The sequence below is a fragment of the Deinococcus alpinitundrae genome (assembly GCF_009982895.1).
Taxonomy (GTDB): Bacteria; Deinococcota; Deinococci; order Deinococcales; family Deinococcaceae; genus Deinococcus; species Deinococcus alpinitundrae.
In genome coordinates this window covers 32,240-44,542 of record NZ_WXZL01000017.1, presented here as the reverse complement: position 1 = coordinate 44,542, position 12,303 = coordinate 32,240, and the positions used below count along the sequence as shown (strand labels likewise).

11 protein-coding genes are annotated in these 12,303 nt (G+C 67.1%); 7 read left to right on the top strand and 4 right to left on the bottom strand.

Annotated features, from left to right (window positions below):
- Positions 1-88: 88 nt before the first annotated feature.
- Positions 89-1,228, top strand: coding sequence for an acyl-CoA dehydrogenase family protein (locus tag GUI70_RS15240; protein WP_161883176.1), 1,140 nt, complete (start codon positions 89-91; stop codon positions 1,226-1,228).
- A gap of 213 nt (positions 1,229-1,441) precedes the next feature.
- On the opposite strand, the gene GUI70_RS15235 is transcribed toward GUI70_RS15240, so the two are convergent.
- Entirely contained in the window at positions 1,442-2,518 is a 1,077-nt protein-coding gene (locus tag GUI70_RS15235; RefSeq protein WP_161883175.1) for a LacI family DNA-binding transcriptional regulator, read from the bottom strand.
- Positions 2,519-2,858: 340 nt separating this feature from the next.
- Between GUI70_RS15235 and GUI70_RS15230 the strand changes: the two genes are divergently transcribed.
- The 5 genes from GUI70_RS15230 (at position 2,859) to GUI70_RS15210 (ending at position 9,157) form a co-directional block, all read left to right on the top strand.
- A complete protein-coding gene (locus GUI70_RS15230; protein WP_161883174.1) occupies positions 2,859-4,901 on the top strand; it encodes a beta-galactosidase in 2,043 nt (680 codons plus the stop codon).
- Positions 4,898-6,037 carry a glycosyl hydrolase 53 family protein gene (locus tag GUI70_RS15225; RefSeq protein WP_237724960.1) on the top strand — a complete coding sequence of 380 codons (1,140 nt, stop codon included), beginning with the start codon at positions 4,898-4,900 and terminating at the stop codon, positions 6,035-6,037. Before GUI70_RS15230 ends, GUI70_RS15225 begins: the two co-directional genes overlap by 4 nt.
- Before the next feature lie 44 nt (positions 6,038-6,081).
- Positions 6,082-7,266 (top strand): sugar ABC transporter substrate-binding protein, encoded by a 1,185-nt coding sequence (locus tag GUI70_RS15220; RefSeq protein WP_161883173.1) that lies wholly within the window; start codon positions 6,082-6,084, stop codon positions 7,264-7,266.
- Between the two features lie 103 nt (positions 7,267-7,369).
- A complete protein-coding gene (locus tag GUI70_RS15215; RefSeq protein WP_161883172.1) occupies positions 7,370-8,440 on the top strand; it encodes a lactonase family protein in 1,071 nt (356 codons plus the stop codon).
- Positions 8,441-8,476: 36 nt separating this feature from the next.
- On the top strand, positions 8,477-9,157 hold the full coding sequence (locus tag GUI70_RS15210) for a hypothetical protein (protein WP_161883171.1): 681 nt from the start codon (positions 8,477-8,479) through the stop codon (positions 9,155-9,157).
- Between the two features lie 28 nt (positions 9,158-9,185).
- On the opposite strand, the gene GUI70_RS15205 is transcribed toward GUI70_RS15210, so the two are convergent.
- Entirely contained in the window at positions 9,186-10,016 is an 831-nt protein-coding gene (locus GUI70_RS15205; RefSeq protein ID WP_237724959.1) for an SDR family NAD(P)-dependent oxidoreductase, read from the bottom strand.
- A 127-nt stretch (positions 10,017-10,143) separates the two neighbouring features.
- Between GUI70_RS15205 and GUI70_RS15200 the strand changes: the two genes are divergently transcribed.
- Positions 10,144-11,082 carry an isoaspartyl peptidase/L-asparaginase family protein gene (locus tag GUI70_RS15200; RefSeq protein WP_161883170.1) on the top strand — a complete coding sequence of 313 codons (939 nt, stop codon included), beginning with the start codon at positions 10,144-10,146 and terminating at the stop codon, positions 11,080-11,082.
- Here GUI70_RS15200 and GUI70_RS15195 read toward each other — a convergent pair.
- Positions 11,079-11,483, bottom strand: a complete 405-nt coding sequence (locus GUI70_RS15195; protein ID WP_161883169.1) for a hypothetical protein — start codon at positions 11,481-11,483, stop codon at positions 11,079-11,081. The genes GUI70_RS15200 and GUI70_RS15195 overlap by 4 nt on opposite strands.
- Positions 11,484-11,584: 101 nt before the next feature.
- Entirely contained in the window at positions 11,585-12,220 is a 636-nt protein-coding gene (locus tag GUI70_RS15190; RefSeq protein ID WP_161883168.1) for a Dps family protein, read from the bottom strand.
- Between the last annotated feature and the right edge of the window lie 83 nt (positions 12,221-12,303).

The window sequence follows — 12,303 nt, the reverse complement described above, 5'->3', positions numbered from 1 at the left end:
CGGCGGCTTCGCCTTTGCTAAGCTTGAACTCAGTCTAAACTCAACCCTGGACCCGTTCACTCTTCGCCCACCCAAGGAGCGCCCATCCATGATCGACTTTTCCCTGACCGACGAGCAAAAGCAGCTCCAGCAACTCGCCCGCGATTTCACCCGCCGCGAGATCACGCCGATTGCCTCCGAGTACGACCAGAAAGAGGAATTGCCCTGGCAGGTCGTGGAAAAGGCCCACGAGGTCGGGCTGCTCAACCTCAGCATTCCCGAACACGCGGGCGGTCTGGGCCTGGGCATGCTCGACGAATCCATCATCGGTGAGGAGATCGCTTACGGCTGCATGGGCATCTACACCGTGCTGATGGCCTCCGAGCTGGGTATCACGCCGATCGTGGTGGGCGGCACCGAGGAGCAGCAAAAACGCTTCCTGACGCCGCTGACCGAGAAGCCCAGCCTGGCGGCCTTCGCCTTATCTGAACCCAACAACGGCTCCGACGCTGCTGCCATGAGCACCACTGCCGTGCTCGACGGCGACGAGTGGGTTATCAACGGCACCAAGATGTGGATCTCCAACGGCGGGATCGCCGAGGTCACCGTGGTGTTCGCGACCACCGACAAGGCCGGGGGGCACCGCGCTACCGTCGCCCTGGTGGTGCCCAAGGGTGCGCCGGGGTTCTCGTCCAACAAGATCAAGCACAAGATGGGCCAGCGTGCCAGCCTGACCAGCGAACTGGTGTTCGAGAACGTGCGGGTGCCCAAGGAAAACCAGCTCGGCGGCCTCGGTGACGGCTTCAAGATCGCCATGAAGACGCTCGACAAGACCCGTGTGCCGGTGGCGGCGGGGTCGGTGGGTGTGGCGCGGCGCGCACTCGACGAGAGCCTCAAGTATGCCAAGGAGCGCGAGGCCTTCGGCAAACCGATCACCACCTACCAGGCCATTCAGTTCAAGCTGGCCGAGATGCAGATGGGCATCGAGACGGGCCGCCTGATGACCTGGAAGGCCGCCTGGCTGGTCGATACCGGCAAGCCGCACGCCACTGAGGCTGCCATTGCCAAGGCCTACTGCTCAGAAATGGCCTTCGACGCCGCCAACGAGGCCATTCAGGTGCACGGCGGTTACGGCTATGTGGGCGAGTACCCGGTGGAGAAGTTGCTGCGCGACGTAAAGCTCAACATGATCTACGAGGGCACCAACGAGATTCAGCGGGTCATCATCGCGCGTAATCTGCTGAAGTAGAGCAGTGTTGGGGGCGGGCGTGCATCAGCTCCGGCTGAAGAGTCTAGACGCCGGACCGCCGACACTTCACTTACCTTTTTTCTGGACCCAGTGGTTCGTCAAGAGCCTGAGTTACAGAGGCCATGCCGATTCACTGGGAAAACCATCCGTGGGACCAGTCGGAGTAGTTCGGTGTTCTGGAATTTACGTTCGAGCATACCTAGACGCTCACCGTCAGCGGTTCGTCAGATGCGTTTCCAGAACCTTCAGGGCAGTTCGCCAGTCGGGGCGCTCGTCCGGCGCGGCAGTGCTGGCCCGCACCACCAGTTCCGGCTGGGTCAGTGGCATGGTCTGCGGCTCCTGACCGTCCAGCAGCGCCTTGAGGTGGTGAAAGGCCCGTCTGCCGAGCGTCGGGAAATCCTGGCGCACGGTGCTGAGCGGCGGAATCAGCAGAGCACTTTCCGCTGTGTCGTCGTAGCCAATGACCGACACGTCGCCCGGCACCCGCAGCCCGCGCTCCCAGAGTGCCCGCAGCGCGCCCACCGCCATCTGGTCGTTGCCGACAAGCAGGCCGCTGAAGGCCACGCCCGAGGCCAGCAGAGCGACGGTGGCCCGGTAGCCGCTGGCCGGACTCCAGTCGCCTTCCTGCTGTCCCACCAGACTCAGACCCTGATTGCTGAGCACGTCCTGCCAGCCCTGCAAGCGGGAGTGCTCTGCCACCGCGTCCTGCGGCGCGTGAATGCAGGCGATGCGGGTGTGGCCCAGCCGGGTGAGGTGCTCGGCAGCCAGCACCGCGCCCCGGCGCTGATCGAGCAGCGCGGCGTGAACCGGGGTGCCGGGCGGCACATCCAGAAACACGCACGGCACGTCGGCAAAGCGCCTGCGAATCTCGGCGGCGTCGGCGCGGCTTAGCGACGCGTTGATCAGCAAGCCGTCGACCTGCCGCTCGCGCAGCACCCGCAGCGTCTGGGTCACACTACCCAGGCCGTAGTCCGGCACGATCGACACGATCAGGCTGTAGCCCACCTCGCGGGCGGCCCGCTCGATGCCGGAGGTGAGCTGCGAAGGCGCGTGCAGGGCGATGTCGTTGGTCGCAAAGCCGATGGAGTGGCTCCGCCGCCGCGCCAGCCCCTGCGCCAGCCGGTTCGGCACATAGTTGAGCTGTCCCACCGCCTCGCTGACACGGGCGCGGGTGCGCGTCGCCACCGGGCCGGTGTTGTTGACCACCCGCGAAACCGTCTGCTGCGAGACGCCCGCCAGCCGCGCCACGTCAGCCAGCGTCGCCGGTTTGTCTGCTGATTCGCTGCCCATTGCTGCACTCTACTGCCTGGTAGTGTTAACCCTAACATCCTGCTGCTTTCTCGATCGAAGTGGGAGGGATACCCTGGCCCCTGGTCGCACCACCTCATGGGCCAATCAAGCGTCGAAAATCAATTTTTGGCCTCCTGGCGTCTATTTTCACCGGGGAGCGAACTCGGTGTCATTTCGCTTTCAAAAGCGCTCCGCCAGGATCCTGAGCTGGCACACAACTGTTAGCCTTAACATTTTTTAGAGTTCGGCCCATCACTGCGCTCCACATCTGATCTCTCTGCGCGGCCTGACGGGCCGCACAGGAGCCTTCCGTCGTCTGCTTCGTCACGCAAAGGAGTTCATGACCCGGCCCACTGCCCTTCAAGCTGCTTTTCTCGCCCTTGGCGTCTGCGATTACCCGGAACAGGTGTCGCCGCAGCACTGGGACGCCTCCGCCCATCAGCAAAAAGCGCTGGGCCTGAGCTTCGTGCGGCTGGCTGAATTTGCCTGGAGCCGCATGGAGCCGAGCGCCCACGCCTACGACTGGGCCTGGCTCGACACGGCCATTGCGAGCGCCGTGTCGGCGGGCCTGCAACTGGTCTTGTGTACGCCTACCGCCGCGCCCCCGGCCTGGTTGGTGGACCAGCATCCCGAGATTTTGCCGCACGGACGCGGCGGCCAGATCAAGACTCCCGGTTCCCGGCGGCACATCGATTTTTCCAGCACTGTGTACCGTGAGCACTCCCGGCGCATCACGCGGGCGATGGCCGAGCGCTACGGCCAGCACCCGGCCCTGATCGGCTGGCAGACCGACAACGAATTCGGCTGGGGCGACACTGCCCAGAGTTTCAGCCCGGCGGCGCAGGCGGCCTTTCAGGGTTGGCTGGCCGGGCGCTACGGCACGCTCGACGCCCTCAACGCCGCCTGGGGCAACGTGTTCTGGAGCATGGAGTACGCCGAGTGGAACCAGGTGCCGCTGCCCAACGCGGCGGTGGCCGAGGTCAACCCGGCGCACACCCTCGACTTCATGCGCTTTTGCAGTGACGAGATCGCCGACTTTCAGGCCGAGCAGGTGGCCATCTTGCGCGAGTGCTCGCCGGGCCGGTTCGTCACCCATAACTACATGGGCTTTTTCAGCGCCTTCGACCACTACCGGGTCAGCCGCCCCCTTGATTTCGCCAGCTGGGACAGCTACCCCACCGGCACCCTGGAGGCCGTGCACGAGTGGAAGCTGGCCGACCCGGCCCTGACGCTGGCCTTCGCCCGCACCGGCCACCCCGACGTGACCGGCTTCAATCACGACCTCTACCGGGGAATGCTGAGGAAGGCAGTGGTGGGTGGGGAAAGAGAAACCACCCCTCCTGACCCACCCCCAACCCCCCCCCCGCCCGGCTTCTGGGTCATGGAGCAGCAGTGCGGACAGGTCAACTGGGCACCTTCCAACCCGCTGCCCGAAAAAGGCGCGGTGCAGCTTTGGACGGCCCAGGCCTGGGCGCACGGCGCGGACGCGGTGAGTTACTTTCGATGGCGGGCGGCCACAACGGGTCAGGAAGTGCTGCACTCGGGCCTGCTGCGCCACAACGGCAAGCCGGACCGGGGCCACGCCGAGGTGGGGGCCCTGAAACCGGAGCAGTTTCCGCTCGGCGAGGTTCCGGCCAGAGTCGCGCTGCTGCACGACTACGAGAGCTTGTGGCTCTACAACGCCCAGCCGCACACCGAGGCGCTGAACTACTGGGCGCAGACGTTCGCCTATTACCGCGCGCTGAGATCACTGGGCATCGACGTGGACATCCTACACCCGGACAGCGATCTGGGCCGCTACGCCCTGATCGTGGCCCCGGCGCTGACCCTGATGACGCCGCAGCGCGCCCGGCACCTGGAAGCCGCCGCCGAAGGCAGTCTGATGGTGTTCGGCCCGCGCACCGCCTTTCGCACCGCCGCAGGGGGCACGCCCGAAACCGGGCAGTTCGGCGACCTCAGCGCCCTGATCGGGGCCGAGTTGCTGAACTACGACGGCCTGCGTCCCGGTCTGGACCAGGCGGTCGCCGCGCCAGGGCAGGCCTTTCACTTTGCCCGCGCCTGGGCCGAGAGCTACGAACTCGGTGCGGCGCAGGCGCTCTACCGCTACCACGGCGGGCCGCTGGACGGCGAGGCCGCCGTGATTCAGCGCGGCAACGTGACCGTGATCGGCGCGCACAGCGAAACGCTGATCACCGAACTGCTCGAACAGCGGCTCAGTGAGGCCAAGCTCGGTCCGGTCCGACTGCCCGAGGGCGTGCGGCTCTCACGGCGCGGCGACCTAACGCTGCTTCAGAACTGGAACACGCGGGCGCTGAACTGGCAGGGGCAACTGCTGGCCCCGGTCAGCGCCCACCTGCGCGCGGCCTCGGAGGTGAAGGCGTGAGGAGCCGGCTGGCGACCCTCGGCCTGTTCGCAGCAGGCTTGAGTGCCTGCGCGGCGGGGGTCACCGATCCGGCCCCGGCGACCACCTCTGCGGCGCTGCGCGATCAGGCCACGGCGGTTCAGACCACTGCGCCCAGCGAGTGGGTCAGGGGCATCGACGTGTCGGAGGCCCGGGCTGCCGAGGCCGCTGGGGTGAAGTTCAGGGACCTGAACGGGACCATCAAACCTGCCCTGCAACTCGTCAAGGACCACCAGTACGGCTGGGTGCGGGTGCGGCTGATGATCGACTCCGACGGCACCTACGGGCTGTTTCAGGACCTCCCTTACGTCAAGGCAGTGATGAAGGACGCCAAGGCGCGCGGCCTCAAGGTGCTGCTCGACTTGCAGTATTCGCACTGGTGGACCGACCCCGGCAACCAGTGGACGCCCGCGCGCTGGAAGGGTCAGGACCTCAACACGCTGGCCGCTTCGGTCTACGCCTATACCCGGGACGTGATCGCCCAGTTGCGCGCCCAGAACACCGCCCCGGACATGGTGCAGATCGGCAACGAGGTCAACGGCGGCCTGCTGTGGGACGTGGGGCGCAGCAGCGACATGGGCAACTTCGTCAAGCTCAGTAACGCCGGGGCCGACGCCGTGCGCGACGCCAGCGGCGGGCGGGCCCGCATGCCGCCAATCATGGTGCATATCGCCAAGACCGGCGACGCGGCCGCCACGGTCGCCTGGTACCAGGCCTTCATCGCGGCGGGCGGCTGGGTGGACGTGATCGGGCTGTCGTACTACCCGATGTGGTACGGCGACTTTGCCAACCTCAGCGCCAGCGTCAAGGCCCTGCGCTCGGCCTTTCCCTGGGCCAGGGTCTACCTCGCCGAGACGGCTTTCTACTGGAGCGCCAACCAGAAGGAGTACGCCCACCTGCCGTATCCCCAGACGCCCCAGGGTCAGCTCGCTTATCTCCGTACGCTGTCGCCGGTGGTCCGCTCGGCGGGTGGCAGCGGCATTTTCTACTGGGGAGCCTTCTGGTCTCAGAGCGGCAGGTGGCTCAAGGCCCCCGACTGGACCGACGACGACGCGTCCCGCCGTGCCCTCTTCGACGACAGCGCCCGCGCCACGCCCGCCATTGACGGTCTGAACTGATGTTTTCCCATTTCGCTTCCCCCCTGCTCTTCAAGGAGATTCCCATGAAAAAAGCTGCGATGTTGCTGTCTCTCGCCCTGCTGGGTCAATCCAGCGCCGCCACCCTCACCGTCTGGAGTCACTTCACCGGCGCGGGTGAGATCTCCTGGCTGCGTGCCCAGGCCGACACCTACGCCAAGGCCAGCGGTAACACCGTCAACATCGTCAGTGTGCCGCTCGACCAGATTCCCGACAAGCTGATTCAGGCCGCTCCCAAAGGCCAGGGCCCCGACGTGATCGTGACCCTGCCGCAAGACCGCCTGGGTCAGCTGGCGGCGGCGGGCGTCATCGAGCCGATGGATAAGTATGTGCTCTCCAGAACTGACCTCGACAAGACGGCGCTGAGCGCCATGACCTACAAGGGCAAGCTGTTCGGGCTGCCGATGTTTGCCGAGTCGGTGGCGCTGCTCTACAACAAGGCCCTGGTGCCGACCCCGCCGACCACCTGGGACGCTTTTCTGGCAACGGCCCAGAAGAACACCGGCAACGGCAAGTTCGGCTTTCTGGTCGACCTGAGTAATGCCTACGCCAATTACGGCTTCTTCGGGGCTTACGGCAGCTACATCTTCAAGAATACGGCGGGCACCCTCAACGTGGGCGATGTGGGCATTGCCAACGCCGGGGCCGTCAAAGCCGTGTCGCTCATGAACGACCTGCGCTACAAGTACAAGCTGGTGCCGGAAGGCATCACCGCCGACGTTGCCAAGAGTGCTTTCGTGGACGGCAAGCTCGCCATGATCGTCACCGGGCCGTGGGACATCGGCGACATCAAGAAGGCGGGTATCAATTTCGGCATTGCCAACCTGCCGACGCCTCCTGGCGCGGCGGACAAGTGGTCACCCTTCGTGGGCGTGCAGGGCGTCATCCTGAATGCCTTCAGCAAGAACAAGGTGGCGGCGGCGCAGTTTGCCAAGTCGCTGGTGACCAACACCGCCCAGGTGTCGTTCAACCAAGCGGGCGGGCGCATTCCGGTGAGTCTGGCGGCGCGCACCAAGCTCAAGGCCGACCCGGTGGTATCGGGCTTTAGCCGGGCCATCTCGGCGGGCACACCGATGCCCAACGTGCCGCAGATGGGCGCGGTGTGGGGCCCCTGGGGCAACGCCGTGACCCAGAGCGTGCAGAAGGCCTCGCCGGACTACACCTCGATTCTGAGCAGCGCCCTCAAGGAGATTAACGGCAACATCAAGTGAGCCTGCCCTGAGCGGCAACCCGGGTCGGGCGGCGTTCCTCGCGGGGGCGCCGCCTTTCCGTGCCTTCGGGAGAAAGAGACCGGGAAGTGATACACAGAGGAGCGTGACGACCCAACGCTTTTTCGTCGGCAGCTACACCCATCCCCTGCCGCACGCGCCGCAGGCCCAGGGGCGCGGCGTCTACGGCCTGTCGCTCGATCCCGAAACCGGCCAGCTCAGCCCCGCACAGCTGCTGGCCGAGCTGCCGCAGCCGTCGTTCCTGGCGGCCCACCCCAGCTTGCCGGTGCTCTACGCCGTCAGTGAGGTGCAACAGGGTCAGCTCAGTGCCGCGCGGGCCGCTCCGGACGGAACGCTCGAACGGCTCGGTCAGCAGTCCACCCAGGGCGACTCGCCGGTGCATGTGCGGGTGGACGCCCTGGGCCGCTGGGCGCTGGCGGTCAACTACGTAAGCGGCGTGTCGGTGCTGGCTTACCCGCTGGAGGAGAACGGCCAGCCGGGACCCTGCGCGGCCCGCGCCCAGCACCACGGCCACGGCCCCAATCGGCAGCGCCAGGGCGAACCGCACCCGCACAGCGTGACGCCCGCGCCCGACGCCCGTCACGCCTACGTCGCCGACCTGGGCACCGATGAAGTGGTGACGTACGACCTGGCGGCCGGGTCGCTCCTCACCCGGCTCGGCACTCTTCACCTGCCGCCCGGCAGCGGCCCGCGTCACTTGGCCTTCGATGCGGCGGGCACGCTGGCGTTTCTCACACTCGAACTGTCTGGGAGCGTGGCCGCGATCCGCCGCGACCCGCCGCGCGGCAGCCTGGACCTGCTGGGTGTGTTCCCGGCCCGGCCCGCAGACGCGGCGGGGCGCTCAAGCCCGGCGGAGGTGCTGGTCAGCGGGCGGTTCGTCTACCTCTCTAACCGGGGCCAGGACAGCACGCCGAGCAGCCTGAGCGTGTTCGGCATCAATCCGGAGAGCGGCGTGCTGGAACCCGTTCAGCACCTGCTGCTACCGGACCGCACACCCAGAAGCTGCGCCTTCTCGCCGGACGGAGCCTGGCTGCTGGTCGCCAATCAGGACAGCTCGTCGATCACGGTGCTGGAGCGTGATTCGGCCAGCGGCGAGCTGGAGTTGCGAGACACTTTCGACTGCCCGACGCCCACCAGCGTCTGCTTTCTGCCCTGAGTCCTGTCTCAACCAGATACCCGCCCAGGAGAAGTCATGAATAATCCAGTTGCAAGCGATGTGACCCCCCTCGACGCCTCCGCCGTGCGGCGCGTGCAGCGCTGGCTGGCCGACCTCCGGCGAACCGAGGAACAACTTCGGGCCGTGCTGGAGGTGGGCAACCTGGCCGCCGCCCGGCGGGCTGCCGATCTGCTGTCACAACAGGCTACCGAACTGAGCGCCGCGCTCGGCAACTGGCCCACCGCCCTGAGCGTGTTCCGTGTTGGCGACTGCCCGGACTGCGGCGGCCCGCTTCACGAGTACAACAGCGCCGCGCTGGGTGGCCCGGCCTTCCGGCTGTGCTCGGCGTGCGGCCACGACTTTCCCGCTCCCAGAACCGGGTTTTATGCCAGTCTGGACCACCCTGACGCCGAGCAGATGGGAGCCTACGTCTTCGCGGACGAGGTGCTGCCCGCGCCGCAGGGTATGTTGGCCGTCGTCGCCGCCCGCAGCCCCGCCGACGCGGCCCGGCACTTCGAGCATCTCACGCAGCGCGCCCTGACCCTGACGCGCGAGCCGACCGAACCAAGTCCGCACTGGTATTTTCTGTGCTGGGACGGCCTGGCCGGATCGTCCGCGCCGCGACCCATCCAGGCACGCTGGCTACGGCCCTTGTCAAGTGGGGAAGAGGTCGGGCAGGTGCTGGACACAGCGGAGTGGGCCGAACCGGGAACCTGACGATTTGACTCTTCGGGGACCGTGAGGTTCAGGCCCCGTGATTGAAGGTGGCGGTGCAGCCTCCGTCCACCGTCACCACCGAGCCGGTCATGAACGAGGCCGCGCCCGAGGCCAGAAATACCACCACCCGCGCCACCTCCTCGGCCTGCGCCTGACGGCCCAGCGGCTGCCGGGCGGCGTTGGCCTCGCGCCGGGCCTGGGCCGCTGCCTGGCCTTCGGGGCTGAGCCGGGCACGCGCGCCGCCCATATCGGTGTCGATGTAGCCCGGACAGACCGCGTTGACCCGCACCTGCCGGGGACCGTAATCGACGGCGAGTTGCCGGGTCAGGTTGATCAGCCCGCCCTTCGAGGCACAGTAGGCCGCCGAGAGGGGTGCGCCGATCAGACCGTAGGTCGAGGCCACGTTGACGATGGACCCGCCAGCGGCCATCAGGTGCGGCAGGGCGGCGCGGGCACACAGAAAAGGCCCGCGCAGATTGACGGCCATCACCCGGTCCCAGGCGTCGATCTCGAGCTCGTGGGCCAGCCCAGCGCCGCCCGAGATGCCGGCGTTGTTGACCAGTACGTCGAGCTGGCCGAAGTGTTGCACGGCGGCCGCGACCAGCTGTTCAACCGCCTGTGCGTTGGCCACGTCGCACGGCACGAACACCGCCTCGCCGCCCGACGCGACGATGGCCTGCGCCGTCTGCTCACCTTCCGGCTGAATATCGGACACCACCACCCGCGCACCTGCCTGCGCCGCCGTGAGCGCAATTGCCCGCCCGATGCCGTTGGCCGCGCCGGTGACGAGCAGCACCCGTCCGGTCAGAGAATCGGAAGCCTGGGAGCCGTGGGCATTCATAGAAACTTGAGGCGACATACTGCACTGTAATACGGACGGTGCCGGAGTCCATACTGCGGCGGGCATTCATGGTTGTCCCCGCACGAACCCTCTCCGCTCGGCGAGGCAGGTGCGCCGATTGTTCTCAGCGCTCACGAGGTTCCCTATGACAACAGGTACTGTTCAGCCGGTGCTGGCCATTCACGGCGGCTGCGGCGCGATTCCCAAGGACGAACTCACCCCCGACTTCAACCGCGCGGCCCGCGACGCCCTGCACCGGGCGCTGCAAGCTGGGTTCGCCGTGCTGACGGCGGGCGGCCCGGCCAGCGACGCCGTGACCGAGGCCGTGGCGGTGATGGAGGATGACCCGGTGTTCAACGCCGGCTACGGCGCGGCGCTGAACCGGGCGGGCCACCATGAACTCGACTCGGCGCTGATGGACGGGCAATCGGGAATGGCCGGTGCGGTCGCCGGAGCGCGGCGCATCCGTCACCCGGTGCGGGCGGCCCGCGCCCTGGCCGAAGTGGCTGACCCGCTGCTGCTAGTCGGTGACGCCGCCGACGAATGGGCTGCCCGGCACGGTCTCGAAGTCGTCGACAACACCTTTTTCACCACCCCGTCGCGCCGCGAGGCCCTGGAGCGGATGCTGGAGCGTGAGCGCGAGGGCACCCTCAGCGCCGCCCCAGAGCGCGACAAGCACGGCACGGTGGGCGCAGCGGCGCTCGACAGACACGGCCATCTGGCCGCCGCCACCTCGACCGGCGGCTACACCGCCAAGCCCGCAGGCCGGGTGGGCGACTCGCCGATCATCGGGGCGGGTACCTGGGCCGACGACCGCACCTGTGCGCTGTCCGGCACCGGCAAGGGCGAGCTGTTTATTCGCCGCTCACTCGGCCACGAGATCCACGCCCGGATGCTCTACCAGGGCGCTTCACTAACGCAGGCCGCCGGGGCGATGATTCAGGAGATGACCGACCTGGGCGGCGGCGCGGGATTGTGCGCCGTGGACCGGCACGGCAACGTCGCCCTGCCCTACAACACCGAGGGGATGTACCGGGGCTGGATCACAGCGCAGGGCGTTCACGTGGCGATTCACGAGAACTAGCGCTTGCCCCGGCGGTAGGCGTCGAGTAGCGCCCGGAGCTGGGCCGCGCGCCCAGTGCTTGGCGCTTCCAGGGAACCATCCAAGATCAGCCGCAGCCAGTCGTGCCAGGGCGCGGGCGCGGCAGTTTCAAAAATCGCCGCTGCCCGGCTGAGATACAGCGCGCGCAACTGCCGGTGCAGTGCCCGCAGCTGCGCGGCGTCGCGGCCCAGGTGATCGTGCTGGGCCGGGTCGCGCTTGAGGGCCGCTTCCCAGTCTGTCAGGTGCAGTCGGCTGTCCAAGCCCAGCTGCTCGGCGTGACTGAGCCAGTGCAGCTCGGCCTCAAAGTCGCCGGGCCGCCGCAGCAGCCAGCCCTGCATCCGGCGAAGCGCTTCCCGGCGCTGGGCGAGTGAGGGCGTGGTCATGTCAGGCCAGTTTAAGGCAGGGCCATCGGCAACGTTCGACCGGGCCGGGGTCGGCAGTTGGTGCAACTGCTGACCCCGGCCCGGCATTCGGAATTCCTGGCTTATTTGCCGGGCAGGCTGACCGGCTTGCCGCCGTTGATGTCGAAGCCAGTGTTGGGATCGGTGGGCGTCTGCTGGAACTCGGCGCGCACCTGCCACTGGTACTTCTCGATGCCGTGCTCGACTTCCTGAAGCAGGTTGGCGCTGGTGGGGTCCACTTTCTCGACGTCGTCGATGCGCTTTTTCAGGCGCTCCCCCACCGTCTGGTACTGCGTGGTGAAGAAGGTAAGCACGCGGGCATCATCGATAAAGCCGCCGGGGATTTCAGGCAGTCCCGAGGTCTGCACGATGGTCGGGGCGCGTCCGTCGCTCGAACTCCCCACCGCCAGCAAGCGCTCGGCCACTTCATCGGCGTAGGTGGCGATGCCCTCATAGTGCTCCTGAAGCATCAGGTGAATTGGGTAGAACAGGGTGCCGGACACGTTCCAGTGGGCCTGCTTGGTCTGGAGCTGAAGGGCCTGTAACTCGGTCAGCGTGCTTTGCAGCGCCCGTGCCGATTTGGCGAGATCGTCGGTGCCGCTCTTGGGCAGCGTCGAAAACTGATTGACCGGCAACTTGGTGCTCTGGGCACCCGCGCCGCCTGCCAGGGCCGAGCCGATCAGGAAGGTGGAGAGAATCATCAGGGTGGTCTTTTTCATGGGTGGGCCTCCAGGGCGCTGTGAAATGCCGGGCAGTCCAGTCCCGAACAGCCCAGCAGCTTTGAGATCCACTGCTTGCGCCG